The organism is Mesorhizobium sp. RSR380A (assembly GCF_054719385.1).
Genome location: NZ_JBTTIB010000001.1, coordinates 1,034,843 through 1,055,859, shown reverse-complemented (window position 1 = coordinate 1,055,859; position 21,017 = coordinate 1,034,843). Strand labels below are relative to the sequence as shown.

The 21,017-nt window shown below is 63.5% G+C and carries 18 protein-coding genes; 15 read left to right on the top strand and 3 right to left on the bottom strand.

All coding sequences use genetic code 11. The features are described 5' to 3' along the window. Window positions 1–161 precede the first annotated feature (161 nt). From ACYG9Z_RS05100 to ACYG9Z_RS05085, 4 genes are all read left to right on the top strand, one after another. A complete protein-coding gene (locus ACYG9Z_RS05100) occupies window positions 162–1,451 on the top strand; it encodes a D-arabinono-1,4-lactone oxidase (RefSeq protein ID WP_023752125.1) in 1,290 nt (429 codons plus the stop codon). Next, a complete protein-coding gene (locus ACYG9Z_RS05095; RefSeq protein WP_023752124.1) occupies window positions 1,448–2,620 on the top strand; it encodes an alanine racemase in 1,173 nt (390 codons plus the stop codon). Before ACYG9Z_RS05100 ends, ACYG9Z_RS05095 begins: the two co-directional genes overlap by 4 nt. Window positions 2,621–2,699: 79 nt before the next feature. Beyond that, the gene (locus tag ACYG9Z_RS05090) at window positions 2,700–4,412 is read left to right on the top strand and encodes an aldehyde dehydrogenase family protein (RefSeq protein ID WP_460222880.1); all 1,713 of its coding nucleotides are present in this window, start codon (window positions 2,700–2,702) and stop codon (window positions 4,410–4,412) included. Between the two features lie 49 nt (window positions 4,413–4,461). After that, the gene (locus ACYG9Z_RS05085; protein ID WP_023685306.1) at window positions 4,462–6,114 is read left to right on the top strand and encodes an FAD-binding dehydrogenase; all 1,653 of its coding nucleotides are present in this window, start codon (window positions 4,462–4,464) and stop codon (window positions 6,112–6,114) included. A gap of 239 nt (window positions 6,115–6,353) precedes the next feature. On the opposite strand, the gene dgoD is transcribed toward ACYG9Z_RS05085, so the two are convergent. Both dgoD and ACYG9Z_RS05075 read right to left on the bottom strand, forming a co-directional pair. Then, window positions 6,354–7,502: a galactonate dehydratase gene (gene dgoD / locus ACYG9Z_RS05080; protein WP_023752122.1), complete on the bottom strand. Its 1,149-nt coding sequence runs from the start codon at window positions 7,500–7,502 to the stop codon at window positions 6,354–6,356. Between the two features lie 7 nt (window positions 7,503–7,509). Further along, window positions 7,510–8,199 carry a FadR/GntR family transcriptional regulator gene (locus ACYG9Z_RS05075; RefSeq protein ID WP_245259915.1) on the bottom strand — a complete coding sequence of 230 codons (690 nt, stop codon included), beginning with the start codon at window positions 8,197–8,199 and terminating at the stop codon, window positions 7,510–7,512. 245 nt (window positions 8,200–8,444) lie between these two features. On the opposite strand from ACYG9Z_RS05075, the gene ACYG9Z_RS05070 reads away from it, so the two are divergent. The 4 genes from ACYG9Z_RS05070 (at window position 8,445) to ACYG9Z_RS05055 (ending at window position 12,782) form a co-directional block, all read left to right on the top strand. Continuing rightward, window positions 8,445–9,434: an arabinose ABC transporter substrate-binding protein gene (locus ACYG9Z_RS05070; RefSeq protein ID WP_023668118.1), complete on the top strand. Its 990-nt coding sequence runs from the start codon at window positions 8,445–8,447 to the stop codon at window positions 9,432–9,434. Window positions 9,435–9,504: 70 nt separating this feature from the next. Further along, complete coding sequence (gene araG / locus ACYG9Z_RS05065; protein WP_023752121.1) at window positions 9,505–11,016, top strand: L-arabinose ABC transporter ATP-binding protein AraG; 1,512 nt, start codon at window positions 9,505–9,507, stop codon at window positions 11,014–11,016. Between the two features lie 11 nt (window positions 11,017–11,027). Then, complete coding sequence (gene araH / locus ACYG9Z_RS05060; protein WP_023687901.1) at window positions 11,028–11,978, top strand: L-arabinose ABC transporter permease AraH; 951 nt, start codon at window positions 11,028–11,030, stop codon at window positions 11,976–11,978. A gap of 24 nt (window positions 11,979–12,002) precedes the next feature. Then, entirely contained in the window at window positions 12,003–12,782 is a 780-nt protein-coding gene (locus tag ACYG9Z_RS05055) for an SDR family oxidoreductase (RefSeq protein WP_023752120.1), read from the top strand. Window positions 12,783–12,844: 62 nt separating this feature from the next. On the opposite strand, the gene ACYG9Z_RS05050 is transcribed toward ACYG9Z_RS05055, so the two are convergent. Continuing rightward, window positions 12,845–13,792: a GlxA family transcriptional regulator gene (locus tag ACYG9Z_RS05050; protein ID WP_023752119.1), complete on the bottom strand. Its 948-nt coding sequence runs from the start codon at window positions 13,790–13,792 to the stop codon at window positions 12,845–12,847. Window positions 13,793–13,880: 88 nt separating this feature from the next. On the opposite strand from ACYG9Z_RS05050, the gene ACYG9Z_RS05045 reads away from it, so the two are divergent. The 7 genes from ACYG9Z_RS05045 to ACYG9Z_RS05015 all read left to right on the top strand — a co-directional run bounded on the left by ACYG9Z_RS05045 (window position 13,881) and on the right by ACYG9Z_RS05015 (window position 21,015). Beyond that, window positions 13,881–14,588, top strand: a complete 708-nt coding sequence (locus ACYG9Z_RS05045) for a DJ-1/PfpI family protein (protein ID WP_023687904.1) — start codon at window positions 13,881–13,883, stop codon at window positions 14,586–14,588. 121 nt (window positions 14,589–14,709) lie between these two features. After that, the gene (locus ACYG9Z_RS05040) at window positions 14,710–15,444 is read left to right on the top strand and encodes a FadR/GntR family transcriptional regulator (RefSeq protein WP_023668124.1); all 735 of its coding nucleotides are present in this window, start codon (window positions 14,710–14,712) and stop codon (window positions 15,442–15,444) included. Next, window positions 15,441–16,637, top strand: a complete 1,197-nt coding sequence (locus ACYG9Z_RS05035; protein WP_023712132.1) for a PLP-dependent transferase — start codon at window positions 15,441–15,443, stop codon at window positions 16,635–16,637. Before ACYG9Z_RS05040 ends, ACYG9Z_RS05035 begins: the two co-directional genes overlap by 4 nt. A 26-nt stretch (window positions 16,638–16,663) precedes the next feature. Next, a complete protein-coding gene (locus ACYG9Z_RS05030; protein ID WP_023752118.1) occupies window positions 16,664–17,941 on the top strand; it encodes an ABC transporter substrate-binding protein in 1,278 nt (425 codons plus the stop codon). Between the two features lie 231 nt (window positions 17,942–18,172). Next, entirely contained in the window at window positions 18,173–19,096 is a 924-nt protein-coding gene (locus ACYG9Z_RS05025; RefSeq protein ID WP_023685296.1) for a carbohydrate ABC transporter permease, read from the top strand. Continuing rightward, window positions 19,096–19,944, top strand: a complete 849-nt coding sequence (locus ACYG9Z_RS05020) for a carbohydrate ABC transporter permease (protein WP_023691354.1) — start codon at window positions 19,096–19,098, stop codon at window positions 19,942–19,944. Before ACYG9Z_RS05025 ends, ACYG9Z_RS05020 begins: the two co-directional genes overlap by 1 nt. Window positions 19,945–19,947: 3 nt before the next feature. Further along, on the top strand, window positions 19,948–21,015 hold the full coding sequence (locus ACYG9Z_RS05015) for an ABC transporter ATP-binding protein (RefSeq protein ID WP_023752117.1): 1,068 nt from the start codon (window positions 19,948–19,950) through the stop codon (window positions 21,013–21,015). Window positions 21,016–21,017: the final 2 nt, after the last annotated feature.

Genomic DNA, 21,017 nt, shown 5'->3' with positions numbered 1-21,017 from the left:
CGTCGCTGTAGATCCATGCGGCCGGCGCGGACGCAAGACACCTCCGATTGCCAGGTTGACAGAAAGCTGACAATGTATCATATCCGGAAAAGCTGACTATGTATCATATTATCTAGCGCTAGGAGAAAGACCGGCAAAGCCGGCGTCCCAGGGAGGCAATTTTGGGAGAGGCTATCAGCCAGTGGAGCAATTGGTCGGGCTATGTCACGGCCACGCCGCAGGCTTTTGCCGAACCGCAGAGTCTCGATGAGCTGAGTGGTGCCATTCGCAACGCGCCGGGACCAGTTCGATTCGCTGGCACGGGCCATTCCTTCACGCCTCTGGTTAAGAATGACGGGACGATCCTGTCGCTTGATCGCTTCGAGGGCCTGAGGTCGCACGATCCCGAAAGGCTGACAGCACGGGTCGGCGCCGGCACCAAGATCGGCGCGCTGGCAAAGCTGTTGCACGGCGTCGGCCAGGCGCTGCCGAACATGGGCGACATCGACAAGCAGGCGTTCGGCGGGGCGCTGGGCACCGCCACCCACGGCTCGGGCATCACGCTCGGCGCGTACCACACCCAGCTCGAGGCGATGCAGATCGTCGACGGGCGTGGCGCGCTGAAAGAGTTCGACCGTGCCAAGAGCCCCGACATGATCGAAGCCATGGGCGCTTCGCTCGGCGCTTTCGGCGCCGTCACCGAAGTGACGATCCGCAACGTGGCGAGCTACCGGATGCGGCACCGCCGCTGGACGGCGCCGATCGCCGATGTGCTTGCGCAATTCGAAAGCACCATGACGGCGCATCGTTCGGCCGAGTTCTACTACGTGCCGTTTTCGGGCCAGGCGCTGCTGATTGCCAGCGACATCACCGAGGCGCCGGCGACGGTGCGTCCGCCGACGGAAGACGACGATGCGGTGACGACGCTGAGAAAACTGCGCGACTATCTCAGCTGGCTCCCTTGGCTGCGCCGCCGTCTCATCGGCTCGGCCTTCGCCAAGGTGCCGGCCGAGGATTATGTCGAGGAGTGGCTGAAGGTCTTCACCTCCGAGCGCAACGTCAAGTTCAACGAGATGGAATACCACCTGCCGTTCGAGGAAGGGGCGGCCGCACTCAGCGAAATCATTGCGCTGCTCGAGACGCGGTTTCCAGAGGTCTATTTTCCGATGGAGGTGCGCGTCGTCGCGCCCGACAATGTCTGGCTCAGCCCCTTCTACAAGCGCCCAACCTGTTCCATCGCCATCCATCACGGCGTCGAGCGCGATCCGATGGCGTTCTTCAACGCCGCCGAGCCGATCTTCAGGAAGCGCGGCGGCCGCCCGCATTGGGGCAAGATGCACAGCCTGACATCAAGGGAATTGAGCGCGCTCTATCCGCGCTGGAACGATGCGATGGCGGTCCGCCGCGAGATGGACCCGGACAACCGCTTCGTGTCGCCCTATATTGCCAGGCTGCTCGGCGTCGCGGCATGAGCCTGACCGACACCTATTTCGCGGAAATGTCGGGCGCGCTCAGGGCAGCCGGGATCTTTCAGCCTTGCCTGGTGCTCGATCTCGACCGGCTCGATCACAACATCGCTGCGATCAAGGCGAAGTTCGCCACGGGCCTCGATCTGCGCCTCGTCGACAAGTCGCTGCCATGCCTGCCGCTGATCGACTATATCCGCGCGGCGTTTGCGACCGACAGGCTGATGACCTTTCATCTGCCGATCAGCGCCGAGATGCTGAAAGTGTTTCCCCAAGTCGATCTCCTGTTGGGCAAGCCGATGCCGGTTGCCGGCGCCAGGCACGCGCTGACGAAGGGCGTTCTCGCCGGGCTCGGCGAAGCTACGTCGCGCATCGTCTGGCTGATCAATACCGAGGAGCGGCTGGCCGCCTATGGCTCGCTTGCCGCCGAGCTCGACCGCGAGCTGCGCGTCTGCTTCGAGGTCGATGTCGGCCTTCATCGCGGCGGTATCAGCGATCCCGACTCACTGGCCCGGGCAGTTTCCGCGTTGGCGAATTACCCGCGGCTGAAATGCGAAGGCGTCATGGCCTACGAGGCGCATATCGGCCATATCCCCAAACTGCTGGGAGGACCGGCCAAGGCGCGCGTCAAGGCGATCAGCCTGTTTCGCCAGTATGTCGCTTGCCTTGCCGCCGACCAGCGCAAGATCCTCAATCTAGGCGGCAGCAGCACCGCATTGCTCTATGACAGCTGGGTCGGCGCCAATGAATTGTCCATCGGATCGGCTTTTATGCTGCCGACCGATTTCGATGTGCCGAGCCTCAGCCAATTGCGGCCTGCCGCATTCATCGCGACGCCGATCCTGAAAGTGGTCGATGTCCAGGCGCCGGGCCTCGACCAGCGCTCCTGGCTGCTGCAGAAGCTCGGGCTGTTGCCGCGGCGCGGCTGTTTTCTCTATGGCGGAAAATGGATGGCGAAGCCCGTCCATCCCACAGGGATGAAGACCGACAAGACGTTCGGCTTTTCGACCAATCAGCAATTCATGGCGCTGCCCGACAACGTCAATGTCGGGCCTGACGACTACGCCTTCCTGCGTCCGACGCAGAGCGAATTCGTGCTACAGCAGTTCGGTTCGATCCAGGTCTATTCCGGCGGGAAATTCGTCGAGCAATGGGCCGCACTGCCGTTTTCGTAGAGCAATTCCAGGAAAAGTGTGAAGCGGTTTTCCCACAGGAATTGCGTCAAACAAAGAGATCGAAGTGGAGGAGGATAGGATGGTTGCCAAGGCAGTCAAAACCCAGCCCGTGCAGCCTGAATGGGCAGCCGAACTCGACCTCGCGCTCACCGATCTCGACGCCAGGAAGGACGACTGGGCGCAGACCTCGAATGGCGAGCGGATCGCCTTGCTGCGGCAGGTCAAGGATCACATCCGCGAGGTCGCCGAGGCGTGGGTCAAAACCGCGACGCGCAAGAAGGGCATCCCGACCGGCTCGCCGCTGGAAGGTGAGGAATGGCTGGTTGGCCCGGCGGCGCTGATGGATGGCTGCAACCAGTTCATCCACACGCTCAGCCTGATGGAGGGCAAGAAGTTCCTCGACAGACTGCCGGTCCGCACCTTGCCTAGCGGACAGGTGGCGGTGACGGTGGTTCCGAATTCGCTCTGGGACAAGGTGTTGTTCACCGGGCTGAAGGCCGAGATCTGGATGCAGCCCGGCGTGACCAAGGCGAACCTGGCCGCAAACACCGCATCGGCCTATGACGCGCCGCGCACCAGCCGCAAGGGCAAGATCGGCCTCGTGCTCGGCGCCGGCAACGTCGCCTCGATCGCGCCGCTCGACTGCCTGCACAAGCTGCTCGTCGAACATCAGGTCGTCCTGCTCAAGATGAACCCGGTCAATGATTACCTCGTTGATTTCCTGCGGCCGGCGCTGCGGCCGCTGATCGAATTCGGCGCGCTGCGCATCGTGCGCGGCGGCACCGATGTCGGTGCGTATCTGTGCAACCACGATCTCGTCGACGACATCCACATCACCGGTGCCGCCGCCTCGCATGACGCGATCGTCTGGGGTCCCGGCGAGGAGGGCCGCAAGAACAAGGCGGCGGGCACGCCGCGCAACAGCCGGCGTATCACCTCTGAGCTTGGCGGCGTGGCGCCGACCATCGTGGTGCCCGGCCCATGGTCGAATGCCGACATCGCCTACCATGCCGAACTGATCGCCACACAGAAGCTCAACAATTCCGGTTTCAACTGTATCGCCTGCCAAATGCTCGTGTTGCCCGAAGGCTGGGACAAATCCGACGCGCTTCTGGCGGCCCTCGAAAAGGTGATGCAGAAAGCCCCGTCGCGCCCGGCCTATTATCCCAGCGCGACCGAGCGCCTCGCCGCCTTCGAGGCGCATGCCGACAGCGTACAGAAATTCGAGCGGCCCGGCGGGCCGGCCTGCGTGGTGGTGCCGTTCCGGCCGGGCACGGATACCTATCTCGAAAATGCCGAGGTGTTCGCGCCGGCGCTCAGCGTCATGCGGCTGCCGGCGGGCAATGCGGAATCCTATCTGCGCGCCGCTGTCGCCTACGCCAATGAAAAGCTGCACGGCACGCTTGCCGCCAACATCCTCATCCATCCCAGGACGATCGCCGAGATCGGCCGGCAGCGCTTCGAGGAAATCATTGCCGAACTGCGCTATGGCGGCATCGGCATCAATTCCTGGAGCGGCGTTCTGTTCGCGCTGCTGCGCCCGACCTGGGGTGCTTTCCCTGGCCACACGCTCGACGACGTGCAGAGCGGCATCGGCGTCGTCCACAACACCTATTTGTTCGACAGACCGGAACGCAGCGTGCTCGAAGCGCCGTTCCGCATCATGCCGAAGCCGGCCTGGTTCCTGACCCACAAAAGGGCACACATGGTCGGCCGCCTGATCACCGAGTTCAACTACCAGCCGAGCCTCCTGAAGCTGCCGCGCATCATCTGGAACGCGCTGCGCGGCTAGCAACGAGCATCCGATCTCGAAAACAAAAGCCGGCACAGGAGCTACGACAATGGCTGACGCGGACGCAATCATCCTTGGCGGCGGGCTGGCCGGCCTGGCCGCAGCTGCGGAACTCGGCGATGCCGGAAAGCGCGTGATCATCGTCGAGCAAGAGGGTGGCGGTTTTCTCGGCGGCCAGGCATTCTGGTCGCTCGGCGGCCTGTTTTTGGTCAACACGCCCGAGCAGCGCCGCCTGCGCATCAAGGACAGCCGCGACCTCGCCTGGCAGGATTGGCTGGGTTCTGCCCAGTTCGACCGGCCCGAGGACCATTGGCCAAGAAAAGTGGCGGAAGCCTATGTCGATTTCGCCGCCGGCGAGATGCGGCCGTGGCTCTACGCCATGGGCATGCGCTGGTGGCCGGTGGTCGGCTGGGCCGAGCGCGGCGGCGCGCTGGCCAATGGCCACGGCAATTCAGTGCCGCGCTTCCACCTGACATGGGGCACTGGGCCGGGCGTGGTCGCGCCGTTCGAAAGGCGCGTGCGCGAGCACGTCGCCAAAGGGCTGATCACTTTGAAATTCCGTCATCAGGTCAGCCGGCTGATCAAGACCAACGGCGCGGTCACCGGCGTCGCGGGCGAAATCCTGGAGGCATCCGATGTCGAGCGCGGCAAGCAGTCGAGCCGCACGGCCGTCGGCGATTTCGAGCTTTCGGCCGGTGTCGTGATCGTCACCTCCGGCGGCATCGGCGGCAATCATGAGTTGGTTCGCAAGGTCTGGCCGGTCCGGCGGCTGGGGCCAGCGCCGAAGCGTATGGTTGCCGGCGTGCCGCACCATGTCGACGGCCGCATGGTGGCGATCACCCAGGACGCCGGCGGGGCCGTCATCAACGCCGACCGCATGTGGCACTATGTCGAGGGGATCAAGAACTGGAATCCGATCTGGCCGAACCACGGCATCCGCATCCTGTCGGCGCCGTCGCCGCTATGGTTCGATGCTCTGGGACAACGCATGGAGGCGCCGTTCTTCCCGAGCTTCGATTCGCTCGGCACCTTGAAGCGTATCCTGTCGACGGGACACGATTATTCCTGGTTCGTGCTGAGCAAGACGATCGCTTCGAAGGAGTTCGTGCTGTCGGGTTCGGAGCAAAACCTAGACTTTACGGCCAAGGATTGGCGGGCCGTGCTGAAGAACCGGCGCGGCGGCAAGGCGCCACCATCGGTGGCAGCGTTCCTGGAAAAGGGCGAGGACTTCGTCGTCCGCGACAACCTGGCCGACTTGGTCGCCGGCATGAACGCGCTGTCAGGCGACAATCTGCTCGACTACGACCGGCTCAAGGCGCAGATCGTGGCGCGCGATCGCGAGGTCGACCATGCCTATACCAAGGATGCGCAGGTCACAGCCGTCCGCGGCGCCCGCAACTACATTGGCGACAAGATCTTCCGGGTGACCAAGCCGCACAAGATACTCGATCCCAGGCACGGGCCGCTGATCGCGGTGCGCCTCAACATCCTGACGCGCAAAACGCTTGGCGGCCTGCACACCAATCTCAATTCGCAGGTTCTCGACGGCAATGGCGAACCCATTGCCGGGCTCTATGCGGCAGGCGAGGTGGCCGGCGGCGGTGGCGGCGGCTATCACGGCTACAATGCGCTGGAAGGGACATTTCTCGGCAGCTGCATCTTCTCCGGCAGGAACGCAGGCCGGCACGCCGCGGGCAGGTGACGCGGCTGGCGGGCCAAGAAAAGGTCGATGAGAACAGGACATCCGCCATGTTCCATGGATAGCGACTGCTTTCGATCGCTTGCGGCAACCCAGGCGGTCAGCGAGTTGCGGCTTGCCGGCGCCGACGGTTCCCATGCGCTGGTGCTCGGCGCTGCGGCCCATCAGAGGCCTGCGTTACGCTGGCGCCACCGCGAAATCGAACCCGAGGTCCTGAAGGCCTGGCCGCAAGGTCGGCCGAGCTACCACTCGGCGAAGGAGCCGTCCTTGTGACGCCAGACCGGGTTGCGCCAGCGGTGGCCTTCCTTGGCGCGTTCCTTGACGTAGTCCTCGTCGATTTCGACGCCGAGGCCGGGACCATCGGGGATTGCGACATAGCCATCCTCGTAGCGGAAGACGTCCTTGTTGGCGGCATAGTCGAGCAAATCGTTTGCGGCGTTGTAGTGGATGCCGAGGCTCTGTTCCTGGATGAAGCAGTTGTAGCTGACGGCATCGAGCTGCAGGCAGGCGGCGAGCGCGATCGGGCCGAGCGGGCAGTGGGGCGCCACCGCAATGTCATAGGCCTCGGCCATCGCTGCGATCTTGCGGCATTCGGTGATGCCGCCGGCATGCGACAGGTCTGGTTGGATGATGTCGACGGCGCCTTGTTCGAACACCGATTTGAAATCCCAGCGGCTGTAGAGCCTCTCGCCGAGTGCGATCGGCGTCGAGCCGAGGGCGGCGATCTCCTTCAGCGCCTCGCGATTTTCGCTCAGCACCGGCTCCTCGATGAACATCAGCCGGTAGGGTTCCAACTCCTTGACCAGCATGCGCGCCATCGGCCGGTGGACGCGGCCGTGGAAATCGACGGCGATGCCAATGTTGGACCCAACGGCCTCGCGCACCATGGCGACTCGTTCGACAGCCGCATCTATTCTGTCATGGCTGTCGACGATCTGCAGTTCCTCGGTGCCATTCATCTTCAGCGCCTGAAAACCGCGCGCCACCACTTCCCTGGCGCCATCAGCCACTTCCGCCGGCCGGTCGCCGCCGATCCAGGAATAGACCTTGATGCTGTCGCGCAGCTTGCCGCCGAGCAGTTCGTGCACAGGCACGCCGAGCGCCTTGCCCTTGATGTCCCACAGCGCCTGGTCGATGCCGGCAATGGCGCTCATCAGGATCGGCCCGCCGCGGTAGAAGCCGCCGCGATGCATCACCGTCCAATGGTCCTCGATCAGGCGCGGGTCCTTGCCGATGAGATAATCGCCGAGTTCCTTGACCGCTGCCTCCACCGTTAGCGTACGGCCTTCGACCACAGGCTCGCCCCAGCCGGTGACGCCGGCATCGGTCTCGATCTTCAGGAACAGCCAGCGCGGCGGGACGATGTAGGTGGTGAGCGAGATGATTTTCATGCTGGTCTCAGTTGTTCTTGAGTTTCTTGGCGCTGACCAGGTCGCGCGCCGCAAGGTCGAGGATCCGGCCTGCCGCCGCACGCGCTGCCGCGGCATCGCGCATGCGCAGTGCCTCGACCACCTCGCGGTGCGCCGCCACCGCTTCCATGCGCCGGGCGAGCGAAATGGTCGCCGTTGCTTCGAGCGAGAATTTCAGCCCGGTGTCGATCAGATTGCCGATCTGGCGGAAGATCGGGTTGTGGCTCGCGGCATAGACGATCTGGTGGAAGGTGATGTCCGAGCGCGAGAAGGCGGCGAGATCCTCGCCGGCATTGGCCATGCCGCGCCAGGCGGCTTCGAGATCGGCGATCTCCTGCAGCGTCGCACGAGTCGCCGCCAGTTCAGCTACCAGAGGTTCGATGGCGCGGCGCGTTTCGAGGATGGCGTCGAACAATTTGTCGTCCAGCGCATGCGGCGCGTGCCAGGCCAGCACCTGCGGGTCGATGATGTTCCAGTTGTCCTGTTCACATACAACCGTGCCGATGCGCGGCCGCGACAGCACCAGCCCTTTGGCGGCCAGCACCTTCAGCGCTTCGCGGATGACGGTGCGGCTGACGCCATATTCGACGCCGAGTTCGTTTTCGGTCGGCAGGGACGAGCCGGCGGGATAGCGTCCGGAAAAGATGTCTGAGGCAAGCGCCTTGGTCACATCGGGCATGACGCGCGGGCGGCGGGTGTCGCCTGATGCCTTCTTCGAAGTCTCGGTCACCTCAGCCCTCCTCCAAGGCGGCGAAACCACTGATCTCGCGTCCCCGGCCTTACCGGATGCGGATGATTTACGCCAGCGATCCCTGGTCGGAGCATGTAGCTCAATTATCATACCAGATCAATTGACGAGTATGATAAAAAGAATTAGAGACTCTGCATCCGGGCTGAGCGCCCGGCCATCGCTGGGAGGTAATCATGCGACTTCTGAAGACCGCGCTCGTCGCGGGCGCCCTTGCCGTGCTGTCCGTCACGACCATCGCTGCATATGCTCAGGACACCAAGATCGGTTTCATCGTCAAACAGCCGGAAGAGCCGTGGTTCCAGGACGAATGGAAGTTCGCCGACCAGGCTGCCAAGGAGAAGGGTTTTACCCTGGTCAAGATCGGCGCCGAGGACGGTGAGAAGCTGATGTCGGCGATCGACAATCTCGGCGCGCAGGGCGCGCAAGGCTTCATCGTCTGCACGCCTGATGTGAAGCTCGGCCCCGGCATCGTCGCCAAGGCCGCCGCCAACAATCTCAAGCTGATGACGGTTGATGACCGTCTGGTCGGCGCAGACGGGAAGGCGCTGGAAGACGTGCCGCATATGGGCATTTCGGCGACCAAGATCGGCGAGGCCGTCGGCCAGGCGATCGTCGACGAAATGAAGGCGCGCGGCTGGAAGGCCGACGAGGTCGGCGCCATCCGCGTCTCCTATGATCAGTTGCCGACCGCCGTCGACCGGGTCGAAGGCGCCATTTCGGTGCTGAAGGCCAACGGCTTCAAGGCCGAAAACATCTTTGACGCGCCGCAGGCCAAGACCGATACCGAGGCTGCGCTCAATGCGGCGACGGTGGTACTCAACGCCCATGCCGACATCAAGAAGTGGGTCTCCTTCGGCCTCAACGACGAAGCCGTTCTCGGCGCCGTGCGCGCTTCCGAAAGCGTCGGCATCCCGGCCGAAAACGTGATCGGCGTCGGCATTGGCGGCGCGGATTCGGCGATCAACGAGTTCAAGAAGCCGACCGCCACCGGCTTCGTCGGCACGGTGATCATCTCGCCGAAGCGTCACGGGTACGAGACTGCGCTCAACATGTATGACTGGGTCGCCAACAACAAGGAACCCGAGAAGCTCATCCTGACCGCCGGTGCGCTGGCCAAGCGCGACGACTACCAGACGGTCCGCAAGGGTCTCGGCATCGAATAATCCTCCCTGTACAAACAGGCGGCGGCTCACAGTCGCCGCCTGTTTGGCATGGCAAAAGGATAGGCGCCCCATGTCCTTTCTCGACTTCTCGGAAATCACCAAGACCTATCCGGGCGTCAAGGCGCTGTCGGACGTCTCGTTCGGCGTCGACAAGGGCGCCGTGCACGGCCTGATGGGCGAGAACGGCGCCGGCAAATCCACGCTGATCAAGATCCTGTGCGGCGACCAGCATGCCGATGACGGCGAGATCCTCATCGACGGCAAGATGCAAGCCTATGCAACGACGCGAGATGCCTTCGACAATGGCGTCATCGTCATCCACCAGGAACTGCAGCTGGTTCCCGAGCTCACTGTTGCCGAAAACCTCAGCCTCGGCCGCTTCCCCGCCAACGCCGGCATCATCGCCCGTGCCAGGATGCTGGACGATGTTGGCGCCAAGCTGAAATCAGCCGGCATCGACATCGATATCAGCCGCAAGGTCAAGACGCTGTCGATCGGCGAGCGCCAGATGGTCGAGATCGCCAAGGCGATCATGCTCGACGCGCGCGTCATCGCTCTGGACGAGCCGACCTCGTCATTGTCGTCGCGCGAAAGCGAAATCCTGTTTGCCCTGATCGACCGCCTGCGCGGCGAGGGCAAGGTCATCATCTATGTCTCGCACCGGCTGGACGAAGTGTTCCGCCTCTGCGACAGCCTGACCGTGCTGCGCGACGGCAAGCTCGCGGCGCACCATGCGTCGCTGAAAAACGTCACACGCGACCAGGTCGTCGCCGAAATGGTCGGCCGCGAAATCTCCGATATCTGGGGGTTTCGCCCACGCCCGGCCGGCGATGTCCGGCTGAAGGTCGACGCTGTTTCCGGAGTAAAACTGACGACGCCTGCCAGCTTCGAGGCAAGGGCCGGCGAGATCGTCGGCTTCTTCGGCCTGATCGGCGCGGGGCGCTCGGAACTGATGCGGCTGGTCTTCGGCGCCGACCGGCGCTCAGGCGGCACCATCAGCGTCGACGGCAAGGTCGTTCATGCCACCGATCCCCATGACGCGATCCGCGCCGGCATCGTTTTGTGCTCGGAAGACCGCAAGCATGACGGCATCATCCAGGGCCGCTCGATCGAGGAGAACATCAACATCTCGTCGCGGCGTCATCACACGCGCTTCGGGATCCTGAACCGCGCCAGCGAGATCGCCACCGCCGAGACCTTCATCAAGAAGCTCAAGGTGCGCACGCCGTCGCGCAAGCAGGACATCATCAACCTCTCCGGTGGCAACCAGCAGAAGGTCATTCTCGGCCGCTGGCTGTCGGAGCAGGGCGTGCGCGTGCTTATCGTCGACGAGCCGACACGCGGTATCGATGTTGGCGCCAAAGCGGAAATCTACGAGTTGCTCTACCAGCTTGCCGAAGACGGCATGGCGATCGTCGTCGTCTCGTCCGAACTGCCGGAAGTGATGGGCATTTGCGACCGCATCCTGGTGATGTGCGGCGGGCGCATCAGCGCCGAACTCGCCCGCGACCAGTTCGCCGAAAAAGCGATCCTGGCCGCTGCTCTTCCCGATCAGAAAACCCCCGACGCGATCGCATCCTGAGGATCTTTACCATGACCGATCAGTTGAAGAAGATCCTGCTCGGCGAACAGGGCCTCGTCGTCATCTTCATCGTCGCCTTCGTGCTGGTGTCGCTGCTGGTGCCGAACTTCCTCACCGACCGCAACATGCTCGGCCTGCTGCAGTCGGTGGTCACCGTCGGCATTGTCGCCTGCACGATGATGTTCTGCCTTGCCGCGCGTGACTTCGACCTCTCGGTCGGCTCCATCGTCGCCTTTGCCGGCATGGTCGCGGTAATGGCGTCGAACTATACCGGTTCGATCCTGCTCGGGCTTCTCGCGGCAATCGCCTGCGGCGCCTTCGTCGGCTTCATCAATGGCGTCGTCATCGCCAAATTCCGCATCAACGCGCTGATCACGACGCTTGCCACCATGCAGATCGTGCGCGGCCTTGCGCTGATCGCATCCGATGGCCGCGCCGTCGGCATCAACAGCCCGGATTTCTACCAGCTGGCGCTATCCAAGCTGTTCGGCATTCCGACGCCGGTCTGGGTCCTGGCCGTGCTGTTCTGCATCTTCGGTTTTGTCCTCAATCGTACCGTCTTCGGCAAGAACACGCTGGCCATCGGCGGCAACCCGGAGGCCTCGCGCCTGGCCGGCGTCAATGTCGACTGGACGCGCATCTGGATCTTTGCTCTGCAAGGCGTGGTCTGTGGCATCGCCGGCATCCTTTTGGCCTCGCGCATCACGTCGGGCCAGCCCAATGCGGCGGTCGGGCTTGAACTCTCGGTCATCTCGGCCTGCGTGCTCGGCGGCGTCTCGCTTGCCGGCGGCCGCGCCACCATGTCGGGCGTCATCGTCGGCGTGCTGATCATGGGCATTGCCGAAAACGCCATGAACCTGCTCAACATCCCAGCCTTCTACCAGTACATTGTGCGCGGCGTGATCCTGCTGCTTGCCGTTTTGCTCGACAATCTGCGTTCGTCGGCACTGGGCCGGCGCTGACCATCTTGCAGTGGAGTGACAGCCATGGCTGAGCGCCTGTCCGGCAAACGCATCTTCCTCACCGGCGCCGCGCAAGGCATCGGGCTTGCCATCGCCGGGGCCTGCCTGGCCGAAGGGGCAAAACTGTTCCTGGTCGATCGCGACGGCGCGCTGCTGGACAAAACGGTCGCCGGCCTTGCCGCACCGCAGGGCCATGTCGGACATGTCTCAGCCGACATCAGCGACGGGGCCGCGATTGCCGCTGCCGTCAGCCGGGCGACCGACGCGATCGGGCCGATCAACGCGCTGATCAACAATGCGGGGATGAATGTGTTCTCGACGCCGCTCGAGGCGACCGAGGAGGAGTGGAATCGCAATTTCGACGTCAACGTCAAGGGCGCCTGGAATTGCAGCAAGGCGGTGCTGCCAGGAATGATCGCAAATGGCGGTGGCGCGATCCTCAACATCGCCTCGACGCACAGCTTCACCATCATCCCTCATACCTTCCCTTATCCCGTGGCCAAGCACGCGCTGCTTGGGCTGACCAAATCGCTGGCGCTGGAATATGCCGGGCAGGGCGTGCGCGTGAACGCGCTGGCGCCCGGTTATGTCGAGACGCAGAAGGCGACCGACTATTGGAACAGTTTTGCCGATTCGGTTGCGGCGCGCGCCAGGACGCTGGCGCTGCATCCCGGCGGCCGCATCGCCTCGGCGCGCGAGATCGCGCTGGCCGCTGTGTTCATGATTTCTGAGGAGTGCCCGTTCATGAACGCGGCGACCCTCGTCGTCGATGGCGGGCTCAGCCAGCTACAGCATCCCGCCTGAACGCTGGAGAGGCTCTATTTCTACGGCGTCGACCGCCGGCTTAATGGCGCAAGCCCTCGCGATCAGAAACGCTCGCGATAGGCGCGCGGATTGGTGCCCAGCACGCGCAAAAAACCGCGCCGCATGGTTTCTTCCGAGCCGAAACCGCAGCGGCGGGCCGTCTGGTTGACGGGCTGGCCCCGCTCCAGCATCCGTCGCGCCGCCTCGATCCGGATCTCCTCGATCGCGCGGGCGGGTGTCCGGCCCGTGGCCTCGCGATAGCGCCGCGAGAAGCTGCGCGGGCTCATATTGGCGTGGTCGGCCAACTGCGTGAGCGACAGGTCGCCGGCCAGATTTTCGAGGATCCAGCCATGCAGCCGGTCGAAGCGCCCGTCGCCTTGCTGCAGCTTGAGGGTTTGGCTGAACTGCGCCTGGCCACCGGGACGTTTCAGGAAGACCACCAATTCGCGCGCCACGGCAAGCGCCGTGTGCCGGCCAAGGTCGGCCTCGACAAGGGAGAGGGCGAGATCGATCCCCGCCGTTACGCCGGCGGATGTCCAGACATTGCCGTCGCGGATGAAGATCGGATCGGGTTCGAGGCGGACCGCGGGAAAGCGCCGGGCGAACTCCACGCAGCGTCCCCAATGGGTCACCGCGCGGCGGCCGTCGAGCAGGCCAGCCGTCGCCAGCAGCATGGCGCCGCTGCAGACGGAAGCGCTTCGCGTGGCATCGCGCGAGCGGCTGGCAATCCATTCGACCAGCTGGGCATCGTCGCAGGCCGCGTTGACGCCCCATCCGCCGGGGACAAGCAGCGTGTCGATCTCACCTCCGTGGGTTGGCAGCGCCGTGGCCTCCAGCACCAGACCGGCCGAGGTCCTTATCCGGGGCGAGGCGGCGACGACCACGACCTCGTAGGGGGCCGGCTCGCCCGCCTGCCGCTTGAAGTCGTTGGCGCTGGCAAAGACCTGGAGCGGTCCGCTGACGTCGAGGAGCTGGATGTCGGGATAGGCAAGCACTTCGATACGGCGCATCGGGTTTTGGCCTGAAACGAGGGGTGAATGGCAATCGTGCCAAACCATGATGCCGTAGATTGCCCGAAGTCAACCCACGGAGATTTCCATGCCCCTTCGTTTCGGCATCCTCGTATTCCCCGACGTCCAACAACTCGACCTCACCGGCCCATACGAAGTCCTGGCATCGGCCAAGGATGCCGAGGTGGAACTGATCTGGAAGGATCGCAACCCGGTGATGTCGTCGACGCACCTCTCCCTCACCCCGACGGCGACCTTTGACGATTGCCGGCCCCTCGACGTGCTGTGCATTCCTGGCGGGGCCGGGGTCAACGCGCTGCTGGAGGACCAGACAGTCCTCGATTTCGTGTGGGAGCGCGCGGGGCAGGTGCGCTACATCACCTCCGTTTGCAGCGGTGCCCTGGTGCTTGGGGCGGCCGGACTGCTGAGGGGCAAGCGCGCGACCACGCACTGGTATGCGCATGATTTCCTTGAGGAGTTCGGAGCGATCCCGGTCGACGAGCGTATCGTCGAAGACGGCAAGCTCATCACCGCCGGCGGCGTCACTTCGGGGATCGACTTCGGCCTGGCGCTGGTTGCGAGGCTGCTTGGACAGGAGGAGGCCGAGATCGTGCAGCTCTCGCTCGAATACGCCCCGGCTCCTCCCTTTCGGTCCGGCACGCCCGCCGAGGCGTCGCCTGCGGTGCTGGCGCAGGCAAAAAAGCGCCTCTCTGGTTCGAGGCGGGTTCGCGAGGCAATCTTCGCTCGCTGGCGCGAGGCTCGCGCCGCCGCTGCGCCGGCGCGCATCCACGGCTGAAGCAGCAAGGCCGAAGGTGCATCCCCTGGCCCTTCGGCCTCGCTGCGTTTCCACTGTTGACAGGTCCCTTCGTCTGTGCAGAAATTGGTTGGACCATTGAACCACTTCGGTAATAGCCCCGGTGACCGAATTCAGCCTTCCGCCGATCCAGACGACGGCCCGCGACGACGCGGTGCTGAAGGCGTTGGCCGGCTTCGTCATGCGCGAGAAGCTGGAACCCGGTGAGAGGCTGCCGACCGAACGCATCCTCGCTGAGCGTCTGAAGGTCAGCCGCAACACGGTGCGCGAGGCGCTGACGCGCTGGGAAGGGCTTGGCCTGGTCGAGCGCCGGCAGGGCTCGGGCACCTATCTCAAGGCCGCCGTCTCGCTTGACATGCTGCACATGCCGCTGACGCTTGCCGGCGGCAATGATTTCACCGGCCTGATGCGCACGCTGGAAATCCGCCGCGCGCTGGAAGCGGAAGCCGCCGCCCTTTGCGCCATTCGTGCCGACAAGGACGACCTCGCCGAGATCGAGCGCAAGCTCGACATCATGGAGGAAGAGTTTCTCAGCCGCGCCGGCATGTCGTCGGAAGAGGACTGGGAATTCCATCAGGCGATCTACCGCGCCTGCGGCAATCCGCTGTTCGAGCAGATTATCGCCGCCATGCACGAACTGTTCCACCGCTTCTGGGAACATCCGCTCGGCGTGCGCGATTTCGGCCACGCAAGCTTTCCCTACCACCGCACCATGTTCGACTGCATCGCCGCGCACGATCCGGAAGGCGCCCGGGCCGAAGCGCTGAAGCTGATCGCCACGGTCGAGGACGATTTGAAGCGCGGCGCCGCCAACCTCAAACTTTCGGTCCGCACATGAACGAGCACAGCTTCGACCCAGGCATTTCCGGCAGCGACTATCTCGCCGAGGCGGCGACGCTTCTGGCGCATGACGACCCGTTCCCCGGCAATGCGGTGGTGCCGCCGATCTACCAGACCTCGCTGTTCACCTTCGCCAGCTATGCCGACATGGCCGATACCTTTGCCGGGCGCAGGAAGCAGCCGATCTATTCGCGCGGCGACAACCCGACAGTGATGGAATTCGAGTCACGCGTCGCAGCGCTTGAAGGTGCTGAAGCCGCACGTGGTTTTTCGAGCGGCATGGCTGCGATCAGCGCGACGTTGCTGGCTTTCGTCGGCGCAGGCGAACGCATCCTTGCGGTACGCAACTGCTATGGCGACGCCTACCGACTGTTCGAGCGGTTGTTCCCGCGCCTGCATATCAAGGTCGACTATGTCGACGGCTCCGATCCGGATGCGGTGGCCGCGGCACTTCCCGGTGCGAAACTGCTCTATCTGGAAAGCCCGACCTCGATGATGTTCGAGCTGCAGGATCTCGAGCATCTGACGCGGCTGGCGAAAGAGCAGGGCATCGTCACCACCATCGACAATTCCTGGGCCACGCCGGTGTTCCAGAAGCCGATCCTGCACGGCGTCGATCTGGTGCTGCATTCCGCCTCGAAATATCTCGGCGGTCACAGCGACACCGTCGCCGGCGTGGTGGCTGGCTCGGCCGCTCACATCAAGCATATCAACGACCAGACCTATTCGCAGCTCGGCGCAAAGCTGTCGCCCTTCGAGGGCTGGCTGCTGTTGCGCGGCCTGCGCACTTTGCCGCTGAGACTGCCGCATCACATGAAGAGCGGGCTCATCATCGCCGAGCGCTTGAAGGCGCATGACAAGGTCGAGCGGGTCAATCATCCCGCCTATTCCAACCATCCCGGCAAGAAGACGCTTGCCGGCTATGCCGGGCTGTTCTCCTTCGAGGTGACGGAGGATGTCGACATTCCCGCTTTCGTCGATGCGCTGAAATTTTTCCGCATCGGCGTCAGCTGGGGCGGTCATGAAAGCCTGGTCGTGCCGGCAAAGGCCTCGCTCGAGCAGACACCGGGTCTCAATTCGATGGCGCGCTTCGGCGTCAGCCCCCGAACCATCCGCTTCAATGTCGGATTGGAAAGCGTCGAAGACCTCTGGGCCGACATCGGCCAGGCCTTCGACAAAGCAAAAAAATGACTGGGTTCAAAATGGGAGTTCTGAACATGAAACGACTGAGCATCATGCTTGCCACCGCTGCCGGCTTGGCGATGTCCGCCAGCGGCGCGCTGGCCGATACCACCCTCAAGCTGGTCGAGGTCATCACCAGCCCGCAGCGCACCGAATTCCTGAAGAAGCAGATCGCCGAGTTCGAGGCCGCCAATGCCGGCGTCAAGGTCGAGGTGGTCTCGCTGCCCTGGGGGCAGGCCTTCGAGAAATTCCTCACCATGGTGCAGGCCGGCGATACGCCCGACATCGTCGAGATGCCGGAGCGCTGGATGGGCCTGTACGCCACCAACGGCCAGCTCGAGGATCTCGGCCCTTACATGGCCAAATGGGACGACGCCAAGACGCTGGGCGACCGCGCCAAGCAATTCGGCTCGACCGTCAACAACACCCAGTTCATGATCCCGTACGGCTACTATGTGAATGCGCTGTTCTGGAACAAGAAGCTGTTCAAGGAGGCCGGTCTCGACGGCCCGCCGGCGACGCTCGACGACTTCATCGCCGACTCCAAGAAGATCTCCGCCATTCCGGGCAAGTACGGCTACTGCCTGCGCGGTGGCCCCGGCGCCTTCAACGGCATGCACATGTTCATGAACATCGCCGCTGGCAAGGGCGGCTACTTCAACGAGGACGGCACCTCGACCATCAACGAGGAGGGCTCGGTCAAGGGCCTGCAGATGCTGGCCGACATGTACAGGGACGGGCTGGCGCCCAAGGATGCGGTGAGCTGGGGCTTTAACGAGACTGTCACCGGCTTCTATTCCGGCACCTGCGCCATGCTCAACCAGGATCCGGATGCGCTGATCGGCATTGCCGACAAGATGAGTGCCGACGATTTTGCCGTGGCGCCGCTGCCTGTGGGGCCAAGCGGCAAATCCTATCCGACGCTGGGCTATGCCGGCTGGGCGATGTTCGCCAATTCGCAGCACAAGGACGATGCCTGGAAGCTGATGGCGACGCTGTTGTCGCCCAAGGACAATCTCGAATGGGCCAAGGAAGTCGGCGTCGTGCCGATCCACAATGGCGCCGACCAGGATGCCCACTTCAAGACCGAGCAGTTCAAAGGCTGGTTCACCGAACTCAGCGACACTTCCAAATATGAAATGGTGACGCCGCCGACACATCTGGAGAACCTCGGCAATTTCGTCGACCAGGTGGCGATCAAGAATTTCCAGGAAGTGCTGCTCGGCCAGAAGTCGGCCAAGGACGTTGCCGATCAATGGGCCGCGTTCCTGACCAAGGAACAGCAGGACTGGCTGGCCAAGAACAAGAAGTAGTTCTTCCACCTTCTCCCCGTTTACGGGGAGAAGGTGGCCCGAATGCATGTCGCCAAAAAGTGCGTAGCGGTTTTGGGACAACGACATGCACAGACAGGCCCGGATGAGAGGCAGCGCGAGCACCCCAAGGCTGGCGCCGCCCCTCATCTGCCTGCCGGCATCTTCTCCCCGTGAACGGGGAGAAGGGTGCTGTTGCCGCTGTCGGCACCCACCCATGATTGTTGAGCGCTAATGACTTATGCCGTGTCCGAAATACGATCCGCCGGCCGGCCGCGAAAGAAGCGGCTGACGCATGCGGCCATCGAGCCCTGGCTTTATCTTTCGCCGGCGATCGTTCTGCTGGTCGTGGTGCTGTTGGTGCCGCTGATCATCGGCATCAGCTATTCGTTCCGGAAGTTCTCCGCCTTCAAATCCGAATATGTCGGTCTAGGCCAGTATCAGGCGATGCTGACCGACCAGGTGCTGGGGCAGGCGCTGGTCAACACGCTGTGGTGGACCGTCGCCAGCCTGTTCTTCCAGTTCTTCCTCGGCCTGGGTCTGGCGTTGCTGCTCGACAAACCGTTTGTCGGGCGCAAGTTCGTGCAGGCGGTGGTGTTCCTGCCCTGGGCGGTGCCATCTTTCCTGTCGGGCCTGACCTGGGCGTGGCTGTTCAATCCGATCATCGGACCACTGCCGCATTGGCTCTTCACGCTCGGGCTGAAGGCCGAGCCGACCAATGTGCTGTCCGATCCGGCGACCGCCATGTGGGGGCCGATCATCGCCAACATCTGGTTCGGCATTCCGTTCTTCGCCATCACGCTGCTGGCGGCGCTGAAGTCGATCCCGTCGGAACTGCATGAGGCGGCCGCAATCGACGGCGCTTCGCCTTGGCAGCGCTTCACCAAGGTGACGCTGCCGTTCCTGGCGCCGACCATCGTCATCACCGTCATGCTGCGTACGATCTGGATCGCGACCTTCGCCGATCTGATCTTCGTCATGACCGAGGGCGGGCCGGCCGGCTCGACCAGCACGGTGCCGGTCTACATCTATGTCAGCGCCTTCAAGTCGCTGGACAAGGGCTATGCCTCCGCGGTGGCGGTGCTGCTACTGGTACTGCTCATCGCCTATGCGATCGCGCTGATCGCCATCCGCCGCTTGCTGGTGAGGCACGTCTGATGATTGCCGGACGCTCCACCTCCTCGCGCATCTTCAGCGGCGTCGGCCTCTACGCGGCGATTGCCGCCTATATGATCTTCGCCCTGTTCCCGATCTTCTGGACGCTGAAGATTTCGGTGACGCCGGAGCGGCTGCTCTATTCCGAGGGCATCACGCTGTGGCCGTCGCAGACCACCTTCCGCAACTTCATCACTGTCTTGGAAGCCTCTGACTTCCCCCGCTATTTCCTCAACAGCGTTATCGTCTCGGTGTCGACGGCGGCCCTGGTGACAGTCATCGCCACGCTCGCCGGCTACGCCATGTCGCGCTTCACCTTTCGCGGCAAGGCAACGCTGGCGATCATGCTTTTGCTGACGCAAACCTTCCCGCTGGTGATGGTCATTCCGCCGATCTACCGCGTCATGGGCGAGCTTGGCCTGACCAACAGTCTGGTTGGTCTGATCATCATCTACACCGCCTTCAACACCGCCTTCGCCACCTTTCTGATGCAGTCCTTCTTCGACGGCATTCCGAAGGATCTGGAGGAAGCGGCGATGATCGACGGCTGCACGCGGGCGCAGGCGATGCGCAAGGTGATCGTGCCGCTGACCTTGCCCGGCATGGGCGCCACGCTCGGCTTCGTCTTCACCGCCGCCTGGAGCGAATTGCTGTTCGCGCTGATGCTGATCTCCAGCGACGACCAGAAGACCTTTGCCGTCGGCCTGCTCACCTATATCGGCAAGTTCGCTGTGGACTGGGGGCAGATGATGGCGGCGTCGATCCTGGCGCTGATCCCGGTCTGCATCTTCTTCGCCTTCCTGCAACGCTATCTCGTCACCGGCCTCACCGCCGGCGCGGTCAAAGGATAATCGATGGCTTCCGTCACGCTGCAAAACGTCGAGAAGGACTACGGTTCGCTGCGCATCCTGCACGGCGTCGACCTCGAAATCGCCGATGGCGAGTTCGTCGTTCTGGTCGGCCCGTCCGGCTGCGGCAAGTCGACCCTTTTGCGCATGATTGCCGGGCTGGAGGAAGTGTCGGGCGGCGAGATCCATATCGGCGATCGGCTGGTCAACGATGTCGCGCCGAAGGACCGCGATATTGCCATGGTTTTCCAGTCCTACGCGCTCTATCCGCACATGGACGTGTCGTCGAACATGGGCTTCAGCCTGCTTTTGAAGAAGGCGGAGAAGACGACGATCGACGGCAGGGTAGGGGCGGCGGCCAAGCGCCTCGGCCTCGACAGTTTCCTCGGACGTCTGCCCAGGCAACTGTCCGGCGGCCAGCGCCAGCGCGTCGCCATGGGCCGCGCCATCGTGCGCGATCCCAAAGTGTTCCTGTTCGACGAACCGCTCAGCAATCTCGACGCCAAATTGCGCGTCCATATGCGCGCCGAGATCAAGGCGCTGCACCAGCAGCTCAAGACCACATCGGTCTATGTCACCCACGACCAGATCGAAGCCATGACTATGGCCGACCGCATCGTCGTCATGCATGACGGTTACGTCCAGCAGGTCGGCCATCCGCTCGAACTCTACGATCGGCCGATTAACACTTTTGTGGCCGGCTTCATCGGCTCGCCCGGCATGAATTTCTTTCCGGCGACAGTCGCCAAGGGCGGCAAGGTGGATGCGGTGCTGGCCGACGGCCAGAAGCTGAGATTGCCTGATGGCTTGCCATCGAAGGATGGCGATGTGCTCACCGTCGGGCTACGGCCGGAGCACATCCAGCTTGCCGACGATGGTCCGCTCAAGGCAGAAGTCGAGGTGGTCGAGCCGCTCGGCCTGTCGACGCAGTTCTATGTCCGGCTCGCCAACCAGCTGGTTTGTGTCTTCGTCATGGGACGCAGCACTATCCGACCGCGCGATACGGTGCGGCTGTCTGCCGATCCGGTGGCGCTGCATCTATTCGATCCCGCAAGCGGCAACCGCATCGGGTAATC